Genomic DNA, 24,284 nt, shown 5'->3' on the forward strand with positions numbered 1-24,284 from the left:
AGCCATTCTCGGCCATGACGCCTGAACTGGTCATTTTCGACTGCGATGGCGTGCTGGTCGACAGCGAGGCGCTCTCCGTCTCGGCGCTGCTCGGCATGGTCAGGCTTGCCGGCGGCAGCGTCAGTGAGGATGCCGCCTACGAGCATTTCCTCGGCAAGAGCATGAAAAGCGTGCGCGAAATCCTCGGCCGCGACTTCGGGCTCGATATCACCGACCTGCACCTGACCGAGATGCGCGTCGAATTGATGCGCAAATTCCGCGAGGAGCTGAAGCCGATCGCCGGCGTCAAGAAGATGCTGCCGAAGCTTGGGCTGCCGTTCTGTGTCGCGTCCTCGGGCACGCTCGACCGCATCCGCTACGCGCTCGACGTCACCGGATTGCTTGGGCTGATGGAACCGCACCTGTTCAGTGCCACCATGGTGGCCAAGGGAAAGCCCGCGGCGGACCTGTTCCTGCATGCCGCCGCCAGCATGCGGGCCCATCCACGCAAATGCCTCGTCATCGAGGACAGCCCGGCCGGCATCATTGCCGCGCGGGCGGCGGGGATGCGCGTGTTTGCCTTCACCGGCGGCTCGCATGCCGGCAACCCGACCTTGAAAGCGCGGCTTGCGTCGAGTGAACCGGACTTTATATTCGCTGACATGCTGCAATTGCCCGATCTGATTGCAGGCCTGGGAGCGAGAGACAGAGCATCTTGACGAAACAGTTCGTTTGCGCGGTCGATGTCGGCACCGGGAGCGCTCGCGCGGGCATTCTCGACACCAACGGCACCTTGCTCGGCCGCGCCGAGCGGCCGATCGCCATGAACCAGCCGAAGCCCGATCACGCCGAACATGATTCGCGCGATATCTGGTCGGCCGTCTGCGCCGCCGTGCGCGCTGCCCGCGAAAAGGCCGGCATAGCTGCCGAGGAGGTCGTCGGCATCTCCTTCGATGCCACCTGTTCGCTGGTGGTGCGCGACCGGCAAGGCGGCCAGCTCAGCGTCTCGACCACGGGCGACAAGCGCTGGGACACCATCGTCTGGCTCGACCACCGCGCCATCGCGGAGGCCGACGAATGCACGGCAAGCGGCCATGCCGTGCTGAATTACGTCGGTGGCGTCATGTCGCCGGAAATGGCGACACCGAAGCTGATGTGGCTGAAGCGCAATTTGCCGGAGACCTGGAATGAAGCCGGCTATTTATTCGATCTCACCGATTTCCTGACCTGGCAAGCGACAGGTTCGCTGGCCCGCTCGCAATGCACGCTGACCGCCAAATGGACCTATCTGGCGCATGAAGAGGCCGGCTGGCGGCGCGACTTCTTTGCGCTCGTCGGCCTCGGCGATCTTTTCGAGCACGGCAATTTGCCGGAAAAGGCCAGTCCGGTCGGCGCTTATATTGGCCAACTGACCGCCCAGGCAGCAGCCGAGCTTGGGCTGAGCGAGAAATGCCGGGTCGGCGCCGGCGTCATCGATGCCTATGCCGGTGCGCTTGGCGTGCTCGGCGGCTTTGCCGGTGACCAACAGGACATCGGCCGGCATTTGGCGCTGATCGCCGGCACGTCGAGCTGCGTCATGGCGATGTCACCGGATCCGCAGCCCTTCGCCGGCGTCTGGGGTCCCTATTACGGCGCGGCGCTGCCCGGGCTGTGGCTGTCGGAAGGCGGCCAGTCGGCGACCGGCGCCCTGCTCGACCACATCATCCGCTGGCACGGCGCCGGCGGCGAGCCGGATGCCGCCATGCATGCGAAGATCGCCAGGCGTGTCGCCGAGCTGCGCGCCACCGAGGGCGACAACCTTGCCGCGCGGCTGCATGTGCTGCCCGATTTTCATGGTAACCGCTCACCGCTCGCCGATCCGCATGCCGTCGGCGTCGTCAGCGGGCTGACGCTGGACTCCTCCTTCGACAGCCTGTGCAAGCTCTACTGGCGCACCGCCGTCGGCATCGCGCTCGGCGTGCGCCACGTGCTGGAGGCGCTGAACGAGAACGGCTATCTGATCGATACGCTGCACGTCACCGGCGGCCACACCAAGAACCCGCTGTTGATGGAGCTCTATGCCGACGCCACCGGCTGCACGGTGATCGAGCCGCTGGCCGACGAGGCGGTGCTGCTCGGCACCGGCATGATCGCCGCCACCGCGGCCGGGCTGTTTCCCGACCTCAACGCGGCCTGTCTTGCCATGCAGCAAGGCGGCAGGAAGCGCGCGTCGAACCCGAAATCATCAGGGCGTTTCGACCGCGACTACAAGGTTTTCCTCGAGATGCACCGCCAGCGGCGGATGCTGGACGCGATCCGCTAGAGCATCGGGGCCGGTCCCTGGCTCAATCCGTTCCCTTCCCTCGTCTCTTGCCTTCATGTCGCGTTTCGTACAGAAGCTGACGCAAACGCCGCGAAGCCGAAGGTTTTGCCGTTTGACATGCGGCTTCCGGCTTTAATGCCGACGCGCCGTAGCTGGAAAGAGCGGAACAATGTCTGCGATCGAAGCCGGCGCTCGCGCGCCGGAAAATCTTTGGCGTCAGGAAATCAGGGCGACGCTGGCGCTCGCCTGGCCGATGGTGCTGACCAATCTCGGCCAGACCGCGATGACGGCCACCGACGTCATGATGATGGGCCGGCTGGGGCCGGATACGCTGGCCAGTGGCGCGCTTGGCGCCAACCTCTATTTCATGCCGCTGATCTTCGGCCTCGGCCTGATGCTGGCGACATCGCCGATGATCGCCACCGAGCTTGGCCGCCGCCGCTATTCGGTGCGCGACCTGCGCCGCACCGTGCGCCAGGGCCTGTGGCTGGCGATCCTGATCTCGATCCCGATCTGGCTCGTGCTTTGGCACGGCGAAGGCATTCTGCTGGCCATGGGCCAGGAACCGGCGCTGGCGCATCAGGCCGGCATCTATCTGCGCTGGCTCGAATGGGCGGTGCTGCCCTTCTACTTCTATATCGTGCTGCGCTCGTTCATCTCGGCGCTGGAGCGGCCGGGCTGGGCGCTGGTCATCGTCTTTGTTGCCGTCGCCTGCAACGCCTTCTTCAACTGGGTGTTCATGTTCGGCAATCTCGGCGTACCGTCGATGGGCATTGCCGGGTCGGGCCTTGCCACCTCGCTGTCCTCAACGCTGATGTTCATCGGCCTGGCTGCCGTGGTGATGCTGGAGAAGAAGTTCCGCCGTTATCGTCTGTTCGGACGATTCTGGCGATCGGACTGGCCACGCTTCAAGGGCCTGTTGCGGCTCGGCCTGCCGATTGCCGGCATTCTCGCCTTCGAGGTGACTATCTTCAATGCGGCCGCCCTGCTGATGGGCCTGATCGACGCGGATTCGCTGGCCGCGCACGCGATCGCCATCCAGATCGCCTCGATCTCCTTCATGGTGCCGCTTGGCCTCAACCAGGCGGTGACGGTGCGCGTCGGCCTTGCGCATGGCGCCGGCAATCCGCAAGGCGTGTCGCGCGCCGGCTGGACCGCCTTCGTCATCGGCGTCTCGTTCATGGCGCTGATGGGGCTGGTGATGATCCTGTGGCCGCATCCGCTGATCAGCGCCTTCATCGATCTGAGCAATCCGGCCAATGCCAGGGTGATCGAACTTGCCGTGTCGTTCCTGGTCTTCGCGGCGCTGTTCCAGGTCTTCGACGGCGCCCAGGCGGTGGCCGCCGGCATGCTGCGCGGCCTGCACGACACAAAGGTGCCGATGATCTATGCCGCGATCGGCTATTGGGGCGTCGGCCTGCCGCTCGGCGTGCTGCTCGCCTTCCATTTCGGCCTGCATGGCGTCGGCATCTGGATCGGCCTGTCGACGGGGCTGGCCGTGGTGGCCGCGCTGCTGCTGGCGCGCTGGCTGCGGCGCGACCGACTGGCGCCGCCGCTCGCGTTCGGGCATTGAACAGGACGGTTGGGCTCGGCGGCTGTTGTCCTGTGGACGTTGGCTCATTGAACGACGTCTTCAGAACTCCCTCGAAATCCGGCGCCGCGCTGGAGGCGGTCAGAATGTCGGCGGCGTGTTGACCCAGAGGATGCGGACCGTGGTCGAACCGATATTGCGGTAGCCGTGGCCGAGTTCGGAGTTGAAATAGAACGCGTCGCCTGCCTCGAGCGCCACCACGTTCGCCTCGACCAGCAATTCGACGGAACCTTCGAGCACGTAGCCGAACTCTTGTCCCTTGTGGCTGATCAACTCGGGGCTGCCGCCGCCGGCCTCGATCACATGAACGTTGATCTGCAGCAGATATTCCGGACCGGACGGCACCAATTGCTCGAGCACGACATGGTTGCCCGAACGCCGATGTCCCGTCTCCATGTGCGGACGCTCGTTTTGCCGCAAAACGAACACTTCCGAGGCATTGTGCTGCAGCGTGCCGAACATCGCGTTCATGTTGATGCCCAGTGCCTGCACCAGCCGGTGCAGAGCCGCCATGGACGGCGTAGCGCGGTCGTTTTCGATTTTCGAGAGATAACCCTCTGTCAGCCCGATGCGGGCGCCGAGCTCTTCCAGGCTGAGGCCAAGCACCTGTCTGGCATGGCGCAGCTTGACGCCGATCCTCGGGGTTCCGTTTCTGTCGCGCATGTCAGGTCCGCGTCTTCATCCAGTCCGCCAGCTTCGCCAGCAGGAAATCGACTTCCGCCTCGGTGTTGTAATGGGCCAGCCCGATGCGGACGACACCGTTGCGGTCCGCAAGCCCCAGCCGCTTGATTGGCTCCAAACCGTAATTGTGACCGTGCCAGAGATAGATGCCTTCCTCTGCCATCGCCTTGGCGATGTCCGCGGGATCGGTTCCGTCAACGGTGATCGACACGGTAGGCACACGGCGCGCCAGCGCCGCCACATCGGATATGCCCTGGATCAAGACGCCATCAATTCTGGACAATCCGGCAATCAGCCGTGCTGTCAGGACACGCTCATAACGGTCGGCGACTTCAATGCCGGCGACGATGCGCTCCCGCCGCGTCGCCTGCGGGTGGACGTTGCCGAAGGACTGTCCGAGCCAGGCATAGTGCTCGACGGCGCCAAGCACCCCGGCAAGCGCCTCGCGGCTTGTCGTTCCCGTCTCGAATTTTCCAGGTGGCGTATTGGAAGCCGCGCGCACCTTATAGGCGGTCAGCGCCTGCAGCAGATCGAAACGGCCCCACAACACCCCGTGATGCGGTCCAAAAAATTTGTAGGCCGAGCAAACCAGGAAATCACAGCCGATCTCCTGGACGTCGATCACCCCATGCGGCGCGAACTGCACCGCGTCGATATAGCTCAGCGCCCCGACCGCGCGGGCGCGCTGCGCGATCCGCTTCACGTCGTTGATCGTGCCGGTAACGTTGCTGGCATAGCCGACGGCGACCAGCTTGACGTCCTCGTCGATAGTCGCCTCCAGCGTCGACAGGTCGAGTTCGAAGGTTTTTGGATCGAGGTCGATCCAGCGTACTTCAAGCCCCCGATCCTCCGCCAGCATCAGCCAGGGTGCGACGTTGGCGTCATGATCCATGCGCGTCAGCACGATGGCGTCGCCGGCGTTCAGATCGCGGCCGATGACGCGCGAGACGGCGAAAGTCAGAGTTGTCATGTTCTGGCCGAACACCACCTCACGCCGGTCGGCGGCATTGAAGAAATCGGCCATCGCCTGATGCGCGTCGTCGACCATCGCCTGGGCCGCGAGTGAGGTTTCGAAATAGCCACCAAGATTGGCGTTGGTTTCGATCATGGCACACGTCATACGCTCGATCGAACGGCTCGCCATCTGGGTTCCCGCGGGATTGTCGAAGAAAATCCGCTTCTTCGGCTCGGCACCTCTCGCCATCGCCGGAAAAGCATCGCGGACTGTATCTATATCCATGTCTGAATTCCGTGTCTGATGATCGTTGTGCGGCGGCCCCTCGACCGCCGCCAGCAGCGGCTTCACGCGTTCAGCCGGCCGCTTCATGGATGGCGACAGCGCGAGCCGGGAAGCCAGATCCGGCCTTTGGCTTTGGCCAGCTTGCCATTATCAACGCGCCGGCTTCGGGCACCTTGTCGAGATTGGCCAAGAGCTCGATCTGCCAGCAGTCGCGCGACAGCACATAGTATTCCAGGCTTGCGTCACCTGCGGAAATGGCACGGCCGGGATCAGTGTCCATGCCCTCGTGCCCGATCGCAGCAACACCGCGGCGTTCCAAAAGCTCCTCCAGCACCGGCTTCGACCAACCCGGCGCATGCGAGATACCGTCGGCCGACTTGTTCCGAAACGCCACGGGGTCCGGCCAGCGCGGCCACCAGCCGGTGCGAAGTGCGACAAAACACTTTTCCGGGATACGGCCGTTCCGCGCCTCCCAGGCCGAAATGTCGTCGAGCGTCGGCGTCGCGTCGGGATCGGCGGCGACCCTGTCGCTGATGTCGAGGATGACCAGCGGCAGAAGCATCTCCGCCACCGGCAGTTGGTCGATCGAGCGGCCGCCGTCGATGAAGTGCACCGGCGGATCGACATGGGTGCCCCACTGTCCGACGAAGGCGTAGTGGTGGACCTGGAAGGCATCGCCCTTCGAAAAATCGAGCAACGCACTGCGCTCCTCGTCCGGGAAGGCCGGGAAATGCGGCTGACCCGGATGAAACGCATGCGTCAGGTCGGTGAAGGTCGCGGCGGAGAGCCGCGACCTGTAGATGTCCCAAAGGGAGCCCGGAGTGGACAAGATCACGGCTCCGCGACGAAGGTCGGTGCCGCTTCACTTGCCAGGACAAGCTTGCCGTCCTTGACACCAATGACCGAGACCGACTTGTCCGGCACCGAAATGCCCGGGCGGTAGGTGATCGTGCCGGTCACGCCGTCGAGCCCGGACGTAGCGGCCAGCGCGTCACGGATCTTGGCCGGATCCGGCGCACCGGCACGCTTGATCGCGTCGGCCATCAGCTTGACCGAGTCGTAGCCGAGCGCAGCGAACGCGTTCTCCGGGGCATTGCCGACCGACTTGGTGTAGGCGTCGATAAAGGCCTGCACCTTCGGGGTGGCGCCCTCACCGATATAGGCGTGGGTGGTGAAGTAGGTGTCCTTGGCCGCGTCGCCGCCGACCTGGATCAGCAAGGGCGTGTCGTAGCCGTCGCCGCCGACCACCGGCAGGTTGATGCCGGCCTGGCGCATCTGCTTCAAGATCAGGCCGATTTCCTCGGCATTCGACGAGGCATAGACGAAGTCTGGCTGCGGCGACAGCGCCTTCAGTTTGGCGATCTGCGCGGTAAAGGTCTTGTCGCCGATCTTGTAGGTGTCGCGCTCCAAAATCTTGCCCCCGCCATGCTCGTAGGCGGTGACGAAGTAGTCCGACAGCAGCGTTGTGTATTCAGTGCCGATGTCGGTCAGCAGGTAGGCGGTTTTGCCGTTCAGCTTGTTCAGCGCAAATTCCGCGCCAACCGCAGCCTGAACGTTGTCGCCGAAGGCGGCGAGGAAGATCTCGTTGCCGAGCTGGCTCGGCAATTTCGGCGAGGTCGCGCCTGGCGTTATGAACGGTATCTGCGCCGTCTGGACCTGCGGTCCGATGGCCAGCACCGAGTCGGAATCGGCGAAGCCGATGATGCCGACGACCTTGTCGCTGTCGATCAACTGGCTGGCGACGGTCGAGATCGTCGTCGAATCGCTCTTGGAGTCGTAGATCACCAGTTCTATCTGCTGGCCGAGCACGCCGCCGGCGGCGTTGATTTCGCTCGCTGCCAGCTTGGCGCCATTCAGCATCGGACCGTCGAGCGAGGCCTGGATGCCGGTCAGGTTTGCCGGATAGCCGATCTTGATGGTGTCGGCAGCAAGTGCCGTGCTGGCCGAGGCAAGCGCGAAGAATGCGCCAAGTCCCAGGCCGATGGTACCGCGTCGAGTGAGTTTGATCATCGTTTTCGTTCCTCTGTCTGGTTCACCGTTGCCGATCTTTGGGTTGATCCGAACGTAAGTTCCCGGTCCCCCATGATCCCCTTCGGCCGGAAGATCATGACTAGAATGAAGATGAAGCCGAGCACGATCTGGCTGGCGCCAAACAGGGCCGGCACCGCGAAATCGCCGATCGTGAAGCCGCGTTCGACCGAGCGCAGGATCTCCGACAACAGCGAAACGCAGATGACACCGACCACCGCGCCGGTCAGGGAGCCCATGCCGCCCAGCACCAGCATTGTGATCAGACTCATCGTCAGCGCGAAGTAGAACGTGTTCGGCGAAAACGAGCCGAGATAATGCGCATAGAGCGACCCGCCGACGCCTGAGAAGAACGCGCCGATGACGAAGGCGATCAGTCTGGTCCGCAGCACGCCGATTCCGACAGCGCTGGCCGCGATCGTGTCGTCGCGCACCGCCTTCATGGCGCGCCCGAAAGGCGAATAAACCAGGCGTGCCAGAACGAACACCGTGATGGCGAGCCAACCCATCACCCAGGGCAACGTCGTCTCCAGCGGCACGCCGGTAAACGTGCGGGCGCCTCGGGTGAAATCCGACGCATTGATCAGCACCACGTTGACGATAATCAAGAATCCCATCGTCGCCACCGAAACGAAATAGCCCGACAGGCGCATCAAGGGATAACCGACGACCACCGCAAGCAGTGCCGTCAGAACGCCTGCCACCAGCGTCGCCGGCAGGAAGGGGAGACTGAAAGCATGCAGAAACGCCGGCAAATGCGGCAGCAATGCCATCTTCTGCTGCACCGGGATCGACAGGATCCCCGAAATATACGCGCCGGCGCCGATGAAGCCGACATGACCGAGCGAAAACACGCCGGTAAAACCGTTGCTCAGCGACAGCGCCAGCACCAGGATTGCATTCAGCGCGATCAGCAGGATAATCCGGACGAAATAGTCGCTCAGCACGTGCGGCGCACCGAATGCGACAGCTGCCCCCGCCACCAGGGCGACGAGGACGAGGAGTGTGATCCGCGCTTCCCGGCTCACAGCTTTATCTCCCGGTTTGGCTGGAGCAGCCCGCCCGGGCGCACCAAGAGAAAGGCGATCAGCACGGCGAAGACGATTGCGTCGCGATAAGACGAGACGCTGCTCGGCAGGAATGCGACGATGAATATCTCCAGCGCGCCCAATATGTAGCCGCCGACCAGGGCGCCCGCGATCGACCCGAAGCCGCCGATGATTGCCGCCACGAAAGCCTTCAGGAGCGGCGTGAAGCCCATCTGCGGCTGCACCACGCCGGCCTGCGCCGCCCACAAAATGCCGGCGAGGCCGGCATAGGCGGATGCGACGATGAAGGCGACGATGATCAGCCGGTTGACGTTCAGACCGACAAGGTGTGCCGCCGACATGTCCTCGGCTGCGGCGCGCATGCCGAGCCCAGTCGTGGTGCGCGTGATAAACCAGCCGAGGAGCAGCAGCGACACGAAGGTCAGCGCGATGGTCAGGAGATTGATGCTGGTGAAGGTGATGGCGCCGTTCGACATTTCCCAGGAGGTGTTGAGAATATCGGGGAGTGGAAAATTGCGCGGCGAGGAGGTGAACACCAGGATGCCGACATTCTCGATGATGTAGGTGACGGCGAGGCTGGTCAGCAGTCGCGCGACGTCGGGCGCGTCGCGGATCGGGCGGTAGGCGATGCGTTCGATGAGGAAGCCGGCGACGGCGGCCGCGGCGATGCCGCAGATCACGGCGACCGGGAACGGAACGCCGATGCCGACCAGCAAGGCAACCCCGAAGGCACCTACCATCATGACGTCGCCATGCGCGAAATTGGTGAGCTTGAGGACGCCGAAGACGATCGACAGACCGACCGCCACCAGTGCGTAGAGGCTGCCGAGGCTCACCGCATTGACGATCTGCTGCAGGATATAGTCCAGCTGGGTCATGTTGCCGCCCCGAGATATGCCTGCGCCACGCGTTCGCTGTCGCGCAGTTCCGCGGACCGGCCCGACAGCGCCACCTGACCCGTGCGCAGCACATAGGCGCGGTCGGCGAGGTCCAGCGCGAGCGTGATGTTCTGTTCCACCAGAAGCATCGTCATGCCCTGGCGCTTCAGTTCGGCAAGCGCGCTGAAGATGTGGCGCACCAGCAGCGGCGCAACGCCGAGCGAAGGCTCGTCGAGCAGCAGCAGGCGCGGCGCCGCCATCAGCGCGCGCGCCAAAGCAAGCTGCTGCTGTTCGCCGCCCGACAGCGTGCCGGCCAGCTGCTTCAGCCGCTGCTTGAGAATCGGGAACAGCATGAACATGCGCTCGCTGTCTCTGACGACGGCCTCCTTGTCGGTGCGGGTGCAGGCGCCGAGCCGCAGATTGTCAGCCACCGTCAGGCCGCCGAACAGGCGCCTGCCCTCCGGGCTCTGCGCGATGCCCAGACTTACGATGCGCGACGGAGCGATACCTCCAATCGGCTTGCCATCGAAGATGATCCTGCCGCCGCGCGGCCGCGACAGGCCGGAAATGGTGCGCAAGGTCGTGCTCTTGCCGGCGCCGTTGGCGCCCACCAACGCCACCACCTCGCCGGCATGGACGTCGAGCGAAATGCCCTTCAGCGCACGCACCGCGCCGAAATTGACCTCGAGGTTCTCGACGCTGAGCAGAACGGGGCTAGGCGTGGCCAAGATACGCCTCCCGCACTTTCGGGTGTTCGCGTACCTGCTCCGGTGTTCCGACGCAGATCACCTCGCCAGTCGCCAGCACCTGGATGCGTTCGCACAGCGCCATGATCAGGTCCATGTCGTGCTCGACAACGACCACCGTTACGCCATAGCGGTCACGGATCGTCCGGATCAGCGCTGCCAACACCTTGGTCTCGTTGGAATCAAGACCGGCAGCGGGCTCATCGAGCAACAGCAGTTGCGGGCCGGTCGCCAACGCACGCGCAATCTCCAGCCGCCGCTGATCGCCGTAGGGAAGATCCGCGGCGACCCTGCCGGCCTGATCTGTCAGGCCCATGAGGTCGAGGAGTTCGTCGGCCTTCTGCCGGGTCGCGGCCACCCGCTCGCGATAACGCCGACCGCGCAGCACGGTATCGGCGGCGCCGACAGGATGGCGCAACTGCGCCGCCGTCAGCACGTTCTGCGCGACGCTGAGGCTGCCGAACAGGCGAGAGCCCTGGAAGGTGCGGGCGATGCCCATCGCGACGATCTGCGATGTGCGCAGGCCGACGATCGACCGGCCCTCCATCTCGATGCTACCGGAATTCGGCTGGGAGAAGCCGGTGATCAGGTTGAAAAGCGTGCTCTTGCCCGAGCCATTCGGCCCGATTACCCCAACGATTTCACGTTCGTGGAGCTCGATGGAATGATCACGCAGGGCAACCAGCCCTCGAAAGGCTTTTGTCAGCCCGACCGTCCTCAACAGCACTCGACTCGACTGTCTATCCACCCGCCGGTTTGCCCCTGTCCCTCGCCGCCCCGTTCGGCCCGGTCAAGCTTCAAATGGACAATTCGAACGGCAAGATGTCAAGTCCTATTCCCAACAGGAAAGCTGTATGCCTGCCTCGGCTCGACCGTTGCCGCGACAGCACCGGAATCGATGCAGGGCCTGCAGTCCAGCGCGCCAGCGCTCGCTTCTCGAGCCTCCGCGCATAGTGCGTGGGCGCAAGGCACGAGACGAAGACGATCGGCGCCACCGGCCCGTAGACCTTGGGCGTCCTCGGACCGCGCTTGTGCTAGCTTGTTATCTGTTCGGCGACAGCTTCTTCGAGGCCGGCTGCGGCCTGGGCGGCGAGAGCGCGCGCCGCCGCCTGTGAATCGTAGAATTCCTCGAGCGCATGAACCCTGCCCCACCGCAGCGTGAACACGTGGAGACCACGGTTGACGTAGGACGTATCGCCGTTGAGCAGGGTAGCGGTGCCATCCCACTGGGCAAACACGGTGGTATGCCACGGCCAGCCCTTCACCCACACGTGGTTGACCGTGAGATGGAGAGTGGGCAGGACACGGCCGAGGCGCTCGAACCACCGGCGCAGGGCTTGCTTGTCGTGACGCTCGCCACCAAGCGCGTGTGCGCCACCAACCCGGTGATGAACATGCGGCGCGATGGCCTTCACCGCCGCATCCCAGCGATGGTTGTTGACGTCGTCGAAGCTCTGCCGGATCGATTTCTCGACAAAATAGCTGTAAAGCATATGACCTCTCTCCAAACTTATCGGTGGCGCGCCGTTCCGACGCGAGACCCCGGCCAGCATCGCTCGGCCGCGGCCTGCGCGTCAGGTCAGGGCATTGTCGCGTCGGCTCGCAGGGATGTGTCCGTCTCGGTCGAGACCGTCACCTCCTCACCGGACCTTGAGAACGCGTAGAGCGGGCCCGGGTGGCCAGGTATGGAAAACGCCACGGAGTCACTGTTGGCGAGGCCCATGACAACCCGCAGCGGATCACCCCCGGCCTTCGGTGCGAAAGTGGCGGTGACCTCAAGCAGGTCGCCGCGCGGAACGTAGTAGGCCACCATGTCCAGGTGTCCCTGGTGCAGGCTACCGCCTTCGATCGGGCGCCCGATGGTGGCTTCCTCGGCAAGAGCCGGGGTTGCAAGAAACAGCGCCGCCAGCAGCGAGGCGCCCAAGGTTTTGCGGATCATCTCATTTGTCCTTTTTTAGATTGCGTTCACCCTCTATATAGGGTATAGATTACGAATGCAATCTAAAAAAGGAGATGACGATGCGTGTAAGTCGCACTCAGGCCGCGGAAAACCGTGAGACCGTGATCAATGTGGCAAGCCGGCTTTTTCGGGAGCGCGGGTTCGACGGCATCGGCCTCAAGGATCTGATGAAAGGGGCCGGGCTGACCCAGGGCGCCTTTTACAAGCAATTCGAGTCGAAGGACGATCTGGCGGCGCTGGCGTCCAGGCGGGCGATGGAAAGCGCCACCCACAAATGGTCGGCCGCGACCGCGGCAAATCCCGGGAACCCGCTCGACGGGGTGATCTCATTCTACCTCAGCATGGATCATCGCGGAGAAAAGATGGACGGCTGCCCGGTCGTTGCGCTGGGCTCGGATGCGGCCAGGCAAGGTGCCGAGGTGAAGGCATCATTCGAAGCCGGCATCAAGGCGTACCTTGAGATGCTCGGCGGTTGGGTTGGCGAGGGCGACAGCGAAAAGACCGGCAACAAGGCAATGGCCGTTCTCTCGACGATGGTCGGCGCGGTCGTGCTCTCGCGGGTCGTCAACGACCCCGACCTTGCGCAGGCTTTTCTGGATGCGGCGGCCGATCAGGTTCGCGAAGCAGTCGCTACTTGAACGGCGCGAGCAGCGCCGCCAGCACAGCAAGGATAGGAGAGCAGATGGAACGGATTGTCGTCACGGGCATGGGTGCGGTCACGCCCCTTGCCGCCAATGTCGAAGCGTCCTGGTCACGCCTGCTTGCTGGCCGGTCTGGCGTTCGCAGGCTTCCTGACGATGTGGTGGGAGAGCTACCGGCTAAGATTGGCGGCGTGGTTCCCTCCCTGGGCGAAGACCCCGAGGCTGGTTTCGATGCCGATGCCGTCCTGTCCGCGAAGGATCAGCGCAAGGTAGACCGGTTCATTCTCTTCGCGCTGGCGGCGGCGGAAGAGGCGCTTGCGCAGGCGCAATGGAAGCCTGCCTTGGAGACGGATCGCCTGCGCACGGCCACGATCATCGCTTCAGGTGTCGGCGGGTTCCCGGCCATCACCGAGGCGGTGCGCACGGTGGACCTGCGTGGCGCCCGCCGCCTGTCTCCCTTTACGGTGCCGTCCTTCCTGGTGAACCTCGCGGCGGGCCACATCTCGATCCGTCATGGCTTCAAAGGTCCACTCGGCGCACCGGTGACGGCGTGCGCGGCGGGCATCCAGGCGATCGGCGACGCCGCCCGCCTGATCCGCGCCAACGAAGCCGACATCGCCGTGTGCGGCGGAACGGAAGCGTGCATCAATACCGTCAGTCTCGGCGGTTTCGCCGCCGCTCGTTCTCTTTCAACCGGCTTCAATTGGGCACCGGCTCAAGCCTCGCGCCCTTTCGACACATCGCGGGACGGCTTCGTCATGGGCGAAGGGGCCGGCGTGCTGGTCATCGAGGCGTTGAGCCACGCGTTGGCGCGCGGCGCAAAACCGATTGCTGAGCTCGTCGGCTACGGCACGACGGCGGATGCCCATCACGTCACCTCCGGGCCAGAGGACGGCGACGGCGCGCGCCGGGCCATGCAGATCGCGATTGCCCAGGCAGGGATTTCGCCACGCGACGTTCGTCATCTCAATGCGCATGCGACCTCCACGTCAGTCGGCGACCTGGGTGAGATCGAAGCGATCAAGAGCGTGTTCGGGCGCGATTTCGCGATAGCTGTCAGTGCCACGAAATCGGCGACCGGACACCTGCTCGGAGCGGCCGGCGGGCTTGGTGCGATCTTCGCAATCCTGGCGCTCAGGGATCAGGTCGCCCCGCCAACCCTCAACCTGGGCGAGGCCGATCCGGCCGGCGACGGAATCGACTTCGTCGCCAACGCACCCCGGCCCATGGAGATGGAGTACGCGATCTCCAATGGCTTCGGCTTTGGCGGCGTGAATGCCAGCGCCCTGTTCAGACGCTGGAACTAGCGGTGGCCAGACGCAGTCATGACCGACGCCCTTTGCCCCGGCCTATCTCAATGCTTTTCCCAATCCGATCCAACGCAAAGAAGGATATGAATCCATGAACAAGACCAGTCCCGGCGTCGCCCTTGTCACAGGGGCATCTTCCGGCATCGGGCGCGCTACCGCCGACGCCTTGCTCGGCGCTGGCTTTCGCGTCTTCGGAACCAGCCGTCGCACGGCCTCACAGCAATCCGCCGGCGTGACCATGCTGACCTGCGACGTGACCGACGACGCGTCCGTCGCGACAATGGTCGATGACGTTCTGGCCGCGGCCGGACGCATCGACGTGCTTGTCAACAATGCCGGCATGGGGCTGTTTGGCGGCGCGGAGGAGTCCTCGACCGCCCAGGCCAAGGCGCTGTTCGACGTGAACGTCTTCGGCGTCTTGCGCGTGACCAACGCGGTGCTGCCGGCAATGCGGCGCCAAGGGAAGGGCAGAATCGTAAATTTGAGCTCGGTACAGGGGTTCATCCCCGCTCCCTATTTCGCGCTTTACTCGTCGACCAAACACGCCATCGAAGGGTATTCCGAGTCGCTCGATCACGAATTGCGCCCCTTCGGCATTCGCGTTTCGCTGGTGGAGCCCGCCTATACCCGCACATCATTCGAGGACAATCTTGCCGCCCCCGACCGGTCGCTCGAAATCTACGACTCCGCGCGCGCCGGGATGACTATGTCAGTGCGGAAATCGATGGAAAAAGGCGATGCGCCCGAAGTGGTCGCCAAGACCATTCTGGCAGCAGCGACCGATCCCGCGCCGAAGAAACGCTATGCGGCGGGAAAAATGGCGCGCCAGGTCAGTTTCCTGCGCCGTTTCGTCCCCGCATCCGCATTCGACAAGAGCCTGCGCAAGCAGCTTGGGTTGCCGGTCTGAAATCGGGCGCTGCCTTGGCGCGTCAGCGAGCAGCCGCCTGTTTCTCGAGCCTGCGGGCGTATTGCGTCAGCGGAAAGCACATGACGAAGAAGATCAGCGCCACCAGTCCGTATACCTTGAACGGTTCGAAGGTCGCATTGTTGATGGCGTTGGAGGTCCGCACCAGCTCCTCGAAGCCGATGATCGAGGTGAGCGCCGTCGATTTGATCAGCTGCACCAGGAAGCCGACCGTGGGTGCGCGGGTGATCGAAAACGCCTGCGGCAGGATGATCAGCCTGAGTTCCTGCAGATAGTGCAGGCCGAGGCTGGCACCGGCGTCCCATTGACCGAGGGGTAGCGCCGCGACGCCGGAGCGCCAGATCTCGGCGAGATAGGCGCTGGCGAAGAAGGTGAGGCCGAGCGCCGCCGCGGTCCAGGGTTCGATGCGCAGGCCCAGCATCGGCAGGCCGAAGAACATCAGGAACAGCTGCATCAAGAGCGGCGTTCCCTGGAAGAGGGCGATGTAGCCGGAGGCGACACGCCTGCTCCACTTATTCTTGGCGATCCTGAAGAACAGCACGATCATGCCGACGATGCCGCCGCCGATAAAGGCGGCCAGCGATAGCAGCACCGTCCACCGGGCGGCGAGCAGTAGGTTGCGGACGATGTCCCAGAAGGTGAACTCGATCATGACACACCGGCTCCGAGCGCGCGGCGCCCGCCTGACACCAGCAGCCGGCGCAAGGCCATCGACAGAGCGAGATAGACCAGCGTCACGACGAAATAGGTCTCGAAGGAGCGGAAGGTGCGTGCCTGCAGCATGTCGGCCTCGTAGGTCAGCTCACGCACGGCGATCTGCGACACGACGGCGGACTCCAACATCATGATGACGATCTGGCTGGTGAGCGCGGGGTAGATGATCTTGAGCGCCTGCGGCAGCACGATCTTGACGAACACCTGGCGTGGCCGCAGCCCAAGGGCCAGCGCTGCTTCCGTCTGCCCGCCGGGCACGGCGTCGAGCCCGGCGCCGACGATCTCGATGGTGTAGGCCGCCATGTTGAGCGTCATCGCCAGCATGGCGGCCAGGAGCGGGTCGAGCCGGACGCCCAGGCTGGGCAGCCCAAAGAAGATGAAGAACAACTGCACCAGGAACGGCGTGTTGCGCATCACCTCGACATAGCAGGCGATTGCCCGCTTGAGCAGCACCGGGCCGTTTCGCCGCCCCGCGGCACCCAGGATGCTGAGCAGCGTTCCGGCCAGCGTGGTCACGGCGATCAGCAGGATCGTCGTGGCCGCGCCATGCGCGATGTCGCCCAGGGCACCCGGGAGCCAGGCAAAGGCCACGGAAACTCAATCCTTGAGATTGTCGGGATTGAGCGGCGTCTTCAGCCAGGCTTTCGAGCTTTCGTCCAGCTTGCCGTCGGCCAGCATCTTGGCGACCGCATCGTTGACGGCCTTCTTCAGGCCGTCTTCGTTCTTGTTGAGGCCGATATGCGAAGGCGAGGTCAGAAGCTGGAACTTCTGCTCCGGCTTCAGTGCGTCCTGCTTGGCCAGCACCTGCGCGCCGACGTCGTTGCCGACGACCATCAGCTGCGTCTGGCCGGAGATGAAGGCCTGGATCACCGAATTGTAGTTGTCGAAGCGCTTTATGTCGGCCGATGCCGGTGCTGCCTCGGTGAGCGAGGTGTCTTCCAGCGTGCCGCGATTGACGGCGATCGACTTGTCGGCGAGGTCTTCCTTGCCTTTGACGGCAAGCGCTGCCGGACCGATCACGGCGATGTAGTAGGGCGCGTAGGCAGCGGCGAAGTCGATGACCTGCTCGCGTTCCTTCGAATAGCCGACGCTCATCAGCAGGTCGACGCGATGATCGTTCAGATACGGGATGCGGTTCTGGCCGGTGACGGCGATGGGATTGAGCTTCACCTTGAGCGTATCGGCGATGTATTGCGCGACATCCATGTCATAGCCCTTGAGGCTCATGTCGGCGCTGGCCGAGGAGAAGGGCGGAAAGTCGGCGAAGACGCCGACATTGATGGTGCCGGCCTTGGTGATGTCCGCCAGCGCATCGGCGCTAGCGGCCTGAACTGCGAGGCCGAAACCGGCCGTGCCGAGCATCAGCACGGCGGCGATGGAGGCAAATGTCTTACGGATTGTCATTGTCATTCCCCTGTCTGGAAGCTTTGTTTGTTCGGGTCGGCCGCCGGCTCCAGCGCGGCGGCTGCCTTTGCTTTTCTAGACGTCAGGCGCCCTTGCCTGTTATCGCCGGGCTGAACACCATCAGGCTCAGTATCTCGAACAGCACCTGCGCCGCAGCGTGCGCCGTGTTGGTGGTGGCGTCGTATTGCGGCGCCACCTCGACGACGTCGCCGCCGACGATGTTGAGACCTTTGAGGCCGCGCAGGAGTTCAAGCACTTCGCGCGTCGTCAGCCCGCCGACCTCCGGCGTGCCGGTGCCCGGCGCGAAGGCCGGATCGACGCTGTCGATGTCGAAGGAGACATAGGTCGGGCCGTCGCCGACGATCTTGCGCGCCTTCTCGATGATCGCCGGAATGCCGAGGCCGGTCACCTCCTCGGCATGCACCACGGTCATGCCGGACTCGTAGGTGAACTCCCACAGATATTCGGCCGAGCCGCGGATGCCGATCTGGATCGTGCGCGTCGGGTCCAGCACGCCGTCAAGCACCGCGTTGCGGAACGGGCCGCCATGGTGGAACTTGGTCATGTCGAACAGGCCACTGGTGTCGCAGTGGGCGTCGATATGGATCAACCCCACCGGGGCCTTCTTGCCGACGGCCTTCAGAATTGGATGGCTGATCGAATGGTCGCCGCCGATCGACAGCGGAATGACCCCGGCATCGACGATCTGGTTGGTGCGGCGCTCGATATCCTCATGGCTGGTCTCAAGCCGGTAGCGGCTGCGGAACGGCGTGTCACCAATGTCGGCGACCCTGAGCTCATGCGTCGGCGCGCATTCCAGCACGTGATTGTAGGGCCCGATGCGCTCGATGGCGCGCAACGCCCTTGGCCCGAAGCGCGAGCCCGGGCGGTTGGTGACGCCGAGATCCATCGGCACGCCGATCATCGCCACCTGCAAATCGCCGAAATCCGGATTGTCGGCCGATATTTCGCGGTAGGGCGCGGCAAGAAAGGTCGGGATGCCTGAATAGGGCGCCAGCCGCGTGCCGCTCTTGGAGAAGATCTTGTCGGCGACCTTGCGGAATTTCGGGTCGAACATCTCGCCGCCATGGCTTTCACCATATTTGCGACGCAACGCATCGAGCTTGCCGCGATCGTATCCCATGTCCGCTCCTCCTGGGCTGATGCAGTGCCGGCGCGGGTGACGCCTGCGAACCGACCGTCATCCGGCCGGGCCGCTGTCCCGCTGGCTGCCTGCAGATTTCATGTCTTGATGCTGTTCTAAACTCAAGTGTCTGGCAGTGGCATTGAAAAATCAATTGATATTGTTAGGGTGTTTTCTGTGAGAAAATCTCACAACAAAGTGGTACCATGACCAAGCGCCTGCCACCGCTCAATCCGCTGCGCGCCTTCGAGGCAACGGCTCGCCATGGTTCACTGACCAAGGCGGCGACTGAGCTGAACGTCACTCATGGCGCCGTCAGCCACCAGATCAAGGCGCTCGAGCAGTCGCTCGGTGTCAAGCTGTTCGAGCGGGTCGGCCAGCGGGTCAAGCTGACACCGCATGGCGCGGAGCTTCTGCCGGCGGTGTCGACCGCGTTCGACGGCATCGCCGCCGCCACCCAGCGCATGACAAGGCCGGCGAGCAGCGGCACACTTTCGGTCTCCTGCGTGCCGGCGCTACTGTTGCTGTGGATGACACCGCGGCTCGGCAGTTTCATGGCGCAATATCCCGACATAAGGCTGACGCTTATTCCGTCCAACGATCCCAAGGATTTGCGGGCGCCCAATATCGATGTCTGCGTGCATTATGGCGACGGCAGCTGGACCGATTGCTGGATGCGCAAATGGTCGGGCCTCGAACTGTTCCCCGTGGTCAGCCCGACCTTGATCAACAACCGGCCGATCCGCAGCGTCAGGGATCTCGCCGATCATGTCTTCCTGCATGGCGATGACGGCCGCGAGTGGCACACCTGGCTGGCTGCCGCCGATGCGCTGGACCTGGAGCGGGGCCGCCGCCATCACTTCGGCGATGCGCGTATGGCGACCGAGGCAGCGGTGCACGGCCATGGCGTGGCGCTGGGCGACTCGGTGACGGCAAGCGCGCTGCTGGCCAGGGGCATGCTGGTCGCGCCGTTCAGCCTGTCGGTGCCGGCGGTCGACGATTTTTATGTCGTCTGCCGCAACGAGATGCGGACGACGCCGATCGTGCAGGTGTTCGTCGACTGGCTGTTTGCCGAGAAAGCGGGGGACGATGGGCGCGCCGACGCCCCTGTGGCCGGCCGCATCGTCAGCCGCCGCAAGCGTCCGGCGCTCAGGGTGATGGGCGGCAAATCCGCAAGCTGATGCCGGGCTGCGCGCCGCCGCATGCAGGCAGCTCTTTTTGTCGGGCCAGCCTGAAAGCGGGCAGCGTTGCGGCCGATTCGATGCTATGAGGCCTGTCGCGATTGTGGATGGCAGGCAGCGAAGGCGGTGTTGAAACATGGCTAAGACCGATATTGCGCGGCGCGTCTACAACCACACCTGGAAGCTCGACCCGATCGTGCGCAGCCTGCTCGACACGGATTTCTACAAGCTTTTGATGCTGCAGATGATCTGGGGCATGTATCCCAAGGTCGACGCAACCTTCTCGCTGATCAACCGCACGACCTCGGTGCGCCTTGCCGACGAGATCGACGAGGGCGAATTGCGCGAACAACTCGACCATGCCCGCACCTTGCGCTTCTCCAAGAAGGAGATGATCTGGCTCGGCGGTAACAATTTCTACGGCCGCAAGCAGATCTTCGAACCGGAATTCCTCGCCTGGCTGGAAGGCTTCCGGCTGCCCGAATACGAGCTGTCGAAGCGCGACGGGCAGTATGAACTGACCTTCAGCGGGGCGTGGATGTACACCACGCTGTGGGAAATCCCGGCGCTCGCCATCATCAATGAACTCCGATCTCGCGCAGCCATGCGGGCGTTCGGGCCTTTCGCGCTCGACGTGCTCTATGCCCGCGCCAAATCCAAGATGTGGGCCAAGACCGAGCGGCTGAAGGCGCTGCCCGGCATCCGCATCTCGGACTTCGGCACGCGCCGGCGCCATTCCTTCCTATGGCAGCGCTGGTGTGTCGAGGCGTTGAAGGAAGGCATCGGCGAGGCGTTCACCGGCACCTCCAACGTGCTTCTGGCCATGGACAACGACCTCGAAGCGCTCGGCACCAACGCACATGAGCTGCCGATGGTGTTTGCCGCGCTTGCCGACTCGGAAAAAGAGCTGAGACAGTCGCCTTACAAGGTGCTGCAGGACTGGCAGCGCTACTATGGCGGCAATCTGCTGATCGTGCTGCCCGACGCCTTCGGCACAGCATCGTTCCTGCGCGATGCGCCGGACTGGGTGGCCGACTGGACGGGCTTTCGCCCCGACAGCGCGCCGCCGATCGAAGGCGGCGAAAAAATCCTGTCCTGGTGGCGCGACAAGGGCAAGGACCCCAAGCAGAAACTGCTGATCTTCTCCGACGGGCTCGAGGTCGAGACCATCGAGGAGACCTATCGCCACTTCAAGGGCAAGGTGCGCATGTCCTTCGGCTGGGGCACCAATCTGACCAATGATTTCGAAGGCTGCGCGCCGACGGAAACCAACAGCCTCGACGCCATATCGCTGGTTTGCAAGGTCACCGAGGCCAATGGCAGGCCAGCGGTCAAGCTGTCGGACAATCCGGCCAAGGCGACCGGCGATGTGAAAGAGATCGAGCGGTATCTCAGGATTTTTGGCGAGAAGGACCGCGTGGAGCAATTGGTCAAGGTGTGAGGGGTGGGGTGGTGGGGCTCTTGGATAGGCCGAGTTCCTTGGCGCCCCCCTCTGTCCTGCCGGACATCTCCCCCTCAAGGGGGGAGATTGGACTTGGTCTCTGCTTTCGCCAATCTCCAACGCTTGAAGAATGGCGCCAACAGGCCGTTCTGCCGATCTCCCCCCTTGAGGGGGAGATGTCCGGCAGGACAGAGGGGGGCCTCGTAGAGCACTGCCATCAGCTGTTGGCGTTATTATCTGCGGCGCTGTTTGCCCTCCTCCCCACCCCAGCCTTCGCCCATGCCTCCGACCGTGGTCATGTCCTGCTGCTGCCGACCGGCTATTATCTCGCCGGCGGCGCTTTCGCAGTGGCCGTCAGCTTCCTCGTGCTGGCCCTGCTGCCGCCCGTGGCTCTCGACAAATTCTGGCGTCGGCGCTTGCAACTCTTCACCATCAGCGACAGCGCCCGCGCCGCCATCAGCCTGATATCCTTTGCCGGCTTTGCAATTCTCATCGCCGCCGGCCTTTTCGGCAGCCACGACCCGCTTTCAAACCCGCTGCCTTTGGTGATCTGGACCCTTTTGTGGGCCGGCGTCACGCTGTTGCAAGGCCTCTTCGGCGATCTCTGGTCATGGCTGAACCCCTGGTATGGACCATGGCGTATCGCCTCGCGCCTGTTCGGGACCGGGACATGGCGCCTGCCCCGATGGGTCGGCTGCTGGCCTGCGGCCATCTTGTTCTTCGCCTTTGCCTGGTTCGAACTCATCGATCCGGCGCCCGACGATCCGGCGCGTCTGGCCGTGGCCGCCGGCCTCTACTGGCTGTTCTCTTTCCTCGCCATACTGGCGTTCGGCTATCGCGGCTGGAGCCGCAGCGGCGAATTCCTGACGGTCTTCTTCTCCATGGTGGCGCGTTTCGCAATTGTGGTACGGAACGAACATGGCCGGCTTGCCCTGTGCTGGCCGGGCGCCAAGCTGCTGGCCGCGGAGCCCTTGCCGGCCAGCGGCATGGCTTTCCTGCTGCTCGCCCTGTCGTCGGTGTCCTTCGACGGCCTGTCGAAAACCTTCTTCTGGCTCGGCCTGTTCGGCATCAACCCGCTCGAATTTCCCGGCCGCACGGCGCTGATCGGCAGCGGCACTTTCGGGCTGATCCTGACATTCGCGCTGCTGGCGGCGGTGTTCCTGCTTGCCGTCTGGCTCGGCCAACGTCTTGCCGGCAGCGACCACATTCTTAACCAGGCGGCCGGTCAGCTGGTGTGGTCGATCGTGCCGATCGCGCTTGCCTATCACATTGCGCATTATCTGACGGCGCTGCTCGTCGACGGCCAATATGCGCTTGCGGCACTTTCCGATCCGTTCGCGATGGGCTGGAACCTGTTCGGCACCGCCGATATGCAGATCGAGGCCGGCATCGTTGCGGGGGCGGACTCTGCGTGGTGGCTGTGGAATATCCAGGCCGGCGCCATCATCCTGGGCCATGTGCTCGCCGTCCTCGTCGCTCACGGCTTCGCCTGGCGCCTGCACCCACAGCCCTCCCGCGCAGCCCTCAGCCAGTTCCCGCTTACCTTGCTGATGATCGCCTACACCGTCTTCGGCCTCTGGTTGCTTGCCACGCCGACTGTCGGATGAGAAAAGGCGACCAGCATGCCTTCGGGGAAAGCCCGCTTGCCACGTCGGGGCTTTGGTGATTTAGTTTGTACACATGCGATTTTTTGCCTCGTTGCAGCCAGTCAAAACTCAAAAACAGGGGAACTGCCGTGACTGACAAGAATGGGTTTTTCGATCTCTCCAGATCCACGCTCACCCGCCGCACCGCACTGAAGGGTCTGGCCGCAGGCGCCGGCCTCGGCCTTGCCCCTGGCTTCGTCCGCTATTCCCAGGCGCAGAGTTCGGCGCCGATCAAGATCGGCTTCCAGTCGCACCGAACCGGCATCGGCGCCGCCTATGGCCGCTGGTACGAAAAGACCACGGCTGCCGCGGTCAAGGCGATCAATGCCGCCGGCGGCATCAATGGCCGTCAGGTCGACGTGATCATCGAGGATGACGGCACCGATCCCGGCCGTGGCGCCGAGGTGGTCGGCAAGTTCGCCACCCAGCACAAGACCGACATCGTCTTCGGTACGCTGTTTTCACATGTCGTCATCGGCTCGGCGCCCGCCGCCGGCGAAAACAAGATGCCCTATTTCGTCGTCAGCGAAGGCCATCACGTCGCCTCGACCAAGCTGAACCGCTATGTCTTCCAGCCCGGCATCACCGACGTGAAGAGCCAGATCCAGTCGATGGCGCCGTGGATCGCGGCTAACGCCGGCAAGAAGGTGACGCAGATCTTCCCGGATTTCGCCTTCGGCTACGATCACCGCGACTACCTGCCGCCGGCGCTGAAGGCGCAAGGCGGCGAGGTCATCGCGCAGATCGCCATCCCGCCGACGGAATCGTCCTTCACCAAGTATTTTCCGCAGATCCCGGCCGAGACCGAGGTGATCTACCACGTCATGGTCGGCCCGGCCGTGCTCACCTTCGTCAAGGAGCTTGGTGAGTTCTACGGCTCCAACCGGCCGCAATTGTTCGGCTTCATCGATTCGCTCGAAGCCACCGACATCAACAGCCCCGGCCTCGAATTCCTCGATGGCAGCCATTTCTGGGAAGGCTCGCCGCGCTATGCGCAGGCCGATGATTCCGAGGCGCAGAAGGCCTATCGCGCTGCTGTCGGCATCGACGACAATGGCGCCGCCGTCGGCGACCCCAAGGACGTCTCCACCGCAGCCCACATGTTCGGCTGCTGGGAAACGCTCTACGTCGTCAAGAAGGCGATGGAGGACGCCGGCTACAAGGGACCGGAAGACCGCGCCAAGCTGGTCGAGGCGACCGAGGCGCTGACCGAATTCGCCGAAGGTCCGGAACATCCGCAGGGACCGAAGACCTTCAACGGCAAGATCCACCAGTGCTTTGGCATCCAGAACATCTCCAAGATCGAAGGCGGCAAGCTCAAGGTCGTGCACAAGACCAAGATCGAAGACGGACTTTACGAGGCCGAAGGGGATTATACGACGCAGGCGCTGTGAGCTGCTCCAGCACAAGCGTGAGCGCCAGGC

General features: G+C 63.8%; 24 protein-coding genes. 10 read left to right on the plus strand and 14 right to left on the minus strand.

From position 1 onward, the window contains the following. The first annotated feature begins 14 nt into the window (after positions 1 to 14). The 3 genes from RPF88_RS21290 (at position 15) to RPF88_RS21300 (ending at position 3,854) form a co-directional block, all read left to right on the plus strand. Positions 15 to 698, plus strand: coding sequence for an HAD-IA family hydrolase (locus tag RPF88_RS21290; protein WP_337123150.1), 684 nt, complete (start codon positions 15 to 17; stop codon positions 696 to 698). After that, positions 695 to 2,281 carry an FGGY-family carbohydrate kinase gene (locus RPF88_RS21295; protein ID WP_337123151.1) on the plus strand — a complete coding sequence of 529 codons (1,587 nt, stop codon included), beginning with the start codon at positions 695 to 697 and terminating at the stop codon, positions 2,279 to 2,281. Before RPF88_RS21290 ends, RPF88_RS21295 begins: the two co-directional genes overlap by 4 nt. Before the next feature lie 169 nt (positions 2,282 to 2,450). Next, positions 2,451 to 3,854, plus strand: coding sequence for an MATE family efflux transporter (locus RPF88_RS21300; RefSeq protein WP_013528421.1), 1,404 nt, complete (start codon positions 2,451 to 2,453; stop codon positions 3,852 to 3,854). A gap of 99 nt (positions 3,855 to 3,953) precedes the next feature. On the opposite strand, the gene RPF88_RS21305 is transcribed toward RPF88_RS21300, so the two are convergent. From RPF88_RS21305 to RPF88_RS21350, 10 genes are all read right to left on the minus strand, one after another. After that, the gene (locus tag RPF88_RS21305; protein ID WP_013528422.1) at positions 3,954 to 4,535 is read right to left on the minus strand and encodes a cupin domain-containing protein; all 582 of its coding nucleotides are present in this window, start codon (positions 4,533 to 4,535) and stop codon (positions 3,954 to 3,956) included. A gap of 1 nt (position 4,536) precedes the next feature. Beyond that, entirely contained in the window at positions 4,537 to 5,793 is a 1,257-nt protein-coding gene (locus tag RPF88_RS21310; protein WP_337123152.1) for a cysteine desulfurase-like protein, read from the minus strand. Positions 5,794 to 5,863: 70 nt separating this feature from the next. Next, complete coding sequence (locus tag RPF88_RS21315; protein WP_337123153.1) at positions 5,864 to 6,622, minus strand: cyclase family protein; 759 nt, start codon at positions 6,620 to 6,622, stop codon at positions 5,864 to 5,866. Positions 6,623 to 6,624: 2 nt separating this feature from the next. Continuing rightward, complete coding sequence (locus RPF88_RS21320) at positions 6,625 to 7,803, minus strand: ABC transporter substrate-binding protein (protein ID WP_013528425.1); 1,179 nt, start codon at positions 7,801 to 7,803, stop codon at positions 6,625 to 6,627. Continuing rightward, positions 7,800 to 8,849 (minus strand): branched-chain amino acid ABC transporter permease, encoded by a 1,050-nt coding sequence (locus RPF88_RS21325; protein WP_337123154.1) that lies wholly within the window; start codon positions 8,847 to 8,849, stop codon positions 7,800 to 7,802. Before RPF88_RS21325 ends, RPF88_RS21320 begins: the two co-directional genes overlap by 4 nt. Then, positions 8,846 to 9,748, minus strand: a complete 903-nt coding sequence (locus tag RPF88_RS21330) for a branched-chain amino acid ABC transporter permease (RefSeq protein WP_013528427.1) — start codon at positions 9,746 to 9,748, stop codon at positions 8,846 to 8,848. The genes RPF88_RS21325 and RPF88_RS21330 overlap by 4 nt, the downstream gene beginning before the upstream one ends. Beyond that, positions 9,745 to 10,476 carry an ABC transporter ATP-binding protein gene (locus RPF88_RS21335; protein ID WP_275953262.1) on the minus strand — a complete coding sequence of 244 codons (732 nt, stop codon included), beginning with the start codon at positions 10,474 to 10,476 and terminating at the stop codon, positions 9,745 to 9,747. Before RPF88_RS21335 ends, RPF88_RS21330 begins: the two co-directional genes overlap by 4 nt. After that, a complete protein-coding gene (locus RPF88_RS21340; protein WP_337123155.1) occupies positions 10,463 to 11,221 on the minus strand; it encodes an ABC transporter ATP-binding protein in 759 nt (252 codons plus the stop codon). The genes RPF88_RS21335 and RPF88_RS21340 overlap by 14 nt, the downstream gene beginning before the upstream one ends. Positions 11,222 to 11,528: 307 nt before the next feature. Next, on the minus strand, positions 11,529 to 11,987 hold the full coding sequence (locus tag RPF88_RS21345) for a nuclear transport factor 2 family protein (protein WP_013528430.1): 459 nt from the start codon (positions 11,985 to 11,987) through the stop codon (positions 11,529 to 11,531). Positions 11,988 to 12,073: 86 nt separating this feature from the next. After that, positions 12,074 to 12,433, minus strand: a complete 360-nt coding sequence (locus RPF88_RS21350) for a hypothetical protein (RefSeq protein WP_337123156.1) — start codon at positions 12,431 to 12,433, stop codon at positions 12,074 to 12,076. 80 nt (positions 12,434 to 12,513) lie between these two features. On the opposite strand from RPF88_RS21350, the gene RPF88_RS21355 reads away from it, so the two are divergent. The 3 genes from RPF88_RS21355 (at position 12,514) to RPF88_RS21365 (ending at position 15,312) form a co-directional block, all read left to right on the plus strand. Next, positions 12,514 to 13,092: a TetR/AcrR family transcriptional regulator gene (locus tag RPF88_RS21355; protein ID WP_027161084.1), complete on the plus strand. Its 579-nt coding sequence runs from the start codon at positions 12,514 to 12,516 to the stop codon at positions 13,090 to 13,092. A gap of 44 nt (positions 13,093 to 13,136) precedes the next feature. Continuing rightward, positions 13,137 to 14,402 (plus strand): beta-ketoacyl-ACP synthase II, encoded by a 1,266-nt coding sequence (gene fabF / locus RPF88_RS21360; RefSeq protein ID WP_013528433.1) that lies wholly within the window; start codon positions 13,137 to 13,139, stop codon positions 14,400 to 14,402. A 94-nt stretch (positions 14,403 to 14,496) separates the two neighbouring features. Continuing rightward, positions 14,497 to 15,312, plus strand: coding sequence for an oxidoreductase (locus RPF88_RS21365; RefSeq protein ID WP_337123157.1), 816 nt, complete (start codon positions 14,497 to 14,499; stop codon positions 15,310 to 15,312). A gap of 22 nt (positions 15,313 to 15,334) precedes the next feature. Here the strand turns inward: RPF88_RS21365 and RPF88_RS21370 are convergent, their stop codons facing one another. From RPF88_RS21370 to speB, 4 genes are all read right to left on the minus strand, one after another. Next, complete coding sequence (locus tag RPF88_RS21370; RefSeq protein WP_013528435.1) at positions 15,335 to 15,982, minus strand: amino acid ABC transporter permease; 648 nt, start codon at positions 15,980 to 15,982, stop codon at positions 15,335 to 15,337. Further along, positions 15,979 to 16,635, minus strand: coding sequence for an amino acid ABC transporter permease (locus RPF88_RS21375; RefSeq protein ID WP_027161086.1), 657 nt, complete (start codon positions 16,633 to 16,635; stop codon positions 15,979 to 15,981). The genes RPF88_RS21370 and RPF88_RS21375 overlap by 4 nt, the downstream gene beginning before the upstream one ends. A 6-nt stretch (positions 16,636 to 16,641) precedes the next feature. Next, a complete protein-coding gene (locus RPF88_RS21380; RefSeq protein WP_013528437.1) occupies positions 16,642 to 17,448 on the minus strand; it encodes a transporter substrate-binding domain-containing protein in 807 nt (268 codons plus the stop codon). A gap of 82 nt (positions 17,449 to 17,530) precedes the next feature. Continuing rightward, positions 17,531 to 18,592, minus strand: a complete 1,062-nt coding sequence (speB, locus tag RPF88_RS21385; protein WP_024502058.1) for an agmatinase — start codon at positions 18,590 to 18,592, stop codon at positions 17,531 to 17,533. A 206-nt stretch (positions 18,593 to 18,798) separates the two neighbouring features. Here speB and gcvA point away from each other — a divergent pair, with 206 nt between their 5' ends. From gcvA to RPF88_RS21405, 4 genes are all read left to right on the plus strand, one after another. After that, a complete protein-coding gene (gcvA, locus tag RPF88_RS21390; protein ID WP_337123158.1) occupies positions 18,799 to 19,773 on the plus strand; it encodes a transcriptional regulator GcvA in 975 nt (324 codons plus the stop codon). A gap of 136 nt (positions 19,774 to 19,909) precedes the next feature. After that, positions 19,910 to 21,214: a nicotinate phosphoribosyltransferase gene (pncB, locus tag RPF88_RS21395; protein WP_027161087.1), complete on the plus strand. Its 1,305-nt coding sequence runs from the start codon at positions 19,910 to 19,912 to the stop codon at positions 21,212 to 21,214. A 176-nt stretch (positions 21,215 to 21,390) separates the two neighbouring features. Further along, the gene (locus tag RPF88_RS21400; protein ID WP_337123159.1) at positions 21,391 to 22,821 is read left to right on the plus strand and encodes a hypothetical protein; all 1,431 of its coding nucleotides are present in this window, start codon (positions 21,391 to 21,393) and stop codon (positions 22,819 to 22,821) included. Between the two features lie 128 nt (positions 22,822 to 22,949). Continuing rightward, positions 22,950 to 24,254 carry an ABC transporter substrate-binding protein gene (locus RPF88_RS21405; RefSeq protein ID WP_024502061.1) on the plus strand — a complete coding sequence of 435 codons (1,305 nt, stop codon included), beginning with the start codon at positions 22,950 to 22,952 and terminating at the stop codon, positions 24,252 to 24,254. Positions 24,255 to 24,284 lie beyond the last annotated feature (30 nt).

The sequence above is a fragment of the Mesorhizobium sp. ISC11 genome (assembly GCF_037162595.1).
Taxonomy (GTDB): domain Bacteria; phylum Pseudomonadota; class Alphaproteobacteria; order Rhizobiales; family Rhizobiaceae; genus Mesorhizobium; species Mesorhizobium ciceri.

Excerpts from the sequence above, each read along its gene's own strand:
- RPF88_RS21355 (WP_027161084.1), top strand. The coding sequence starts at position 12,514 with ATGCGTGTAAGTCGCACTCAGGCCGCGGAAAACCGTGAGACCGTGATC.
- RPF88_RS21310 (WP_337123152.1), bottom strand. The coding sequence starts at position 5,793 with ATGGATATAGATACAGTCCGCGATGCTTTTCCGGCGATGGCGAGAGGT.
- RPF88_RS21305 (WP_013528422.1), bottom strand. The coding sequence starts at position 4,535 with ATGCGCGACAGAAACGGAACCCCGAGGATCGGCGTCAAGCTGCGCCAT.
- RPF88_RS21365 (WP_337123157.1), top strand. The coding sequence starts at position 14,497 with ATGAACAAGACCAGTCCCGGCGTCGCCCTTGTCACAGGGGCATCTTCC.
- speB (WP_024502058.1), bottom strand. The coding sequence starts at position 18,592 with ATGGGATACGATCGCGGCAAGCTCGATGCGTTGCGTCGCAAATATGGT.
- RPF88_RS21320 (WP_013528425.1), bottom strand. The coding sequence starts at position 7,803 with ATGATCAAACTCACTCGACGCGGTACCATCGGCCTGGGACTTGGCGCA.
- RPF88_RS21380 (WP_013528437.1), bottom strand. The coding sequence starts at position 17,448 with ATGACAATCCGTAAGACATTTGCCTCCATCGCCGCCGTGCTGATGCTC.
- RPF88_RS21370 (WP_013528435.1), bottom strand. The coding sequence starts at position 15,982 with ATGATCGAGTTCACCTTCTGGGACATCGTCCGCAACCTACTGCTCGCC.
- RPF88_RS21300 (WP_013528421.1), top strand. The coding sequence starts at position 2,451 with ATGTCTGCGATCGAAGCCGGCGCTCGCGCGCCGGAAAATCTTTGGCGT.
- fabF (WP_013528433.1), top strand. The coding sequence starts at position 13,137 with ATGGAACGGATTGTCGTCACGGGCATGGGTGCGGTCACGCCCCTTGCC.
- RPF88_RS21330 (WP_013528427.1), bottom strand. The coding sequence starts at position 9,748 with ATGACCCAGCTGGACTATATCCTGCAGCAGATCGTCAATGCGGTGAGC.
- RPF88_RS21290 (WP_337123150.1), top strand. The coding sequence starts at position 15 with ATGACGCCTGAACTGGTCATTTTCGACTGCGATGGCGTGCTGGTCGAC.
- gcvA (WP_337123158.1), top strand. The coding sequence starts at position 18,799 with ATGACCAAGCGCCTGCCACCGCTCAATCCGCTGCGCGCCTTCGAGGCA.
- RPF88_RS21400 (WP_337123159.1), top strand. The coding sequence starts at position 21,391 with ATGTCCGGCAGGACAGAGGGGGGCCTCGTAGAGCACTGCCATCAGCTG.
- RPF88_RS21350 (WP_337123156.1), bottom strand. The coding sequence starts at position 12,433 with ATGATCCGCAAAACCTTGGGCGCCTCGCTGCTGGCGGCGCTGTTTCTT.
- RPF88_RS21345 (WP_013528430.1), bottom strand. The coding sequence starts at position 11,987 with ATGCTTTACAGCTATTTTGTCGAGAAATCGATCCGGCAGAGCTTCGAC.
- pncB (WP_027161087.1), top strand. The coding sequence starts at position 19,910 with ATGGCTAAGACCGATATTGCGCGGCGCGTCTACAACCACACCTGGAAG.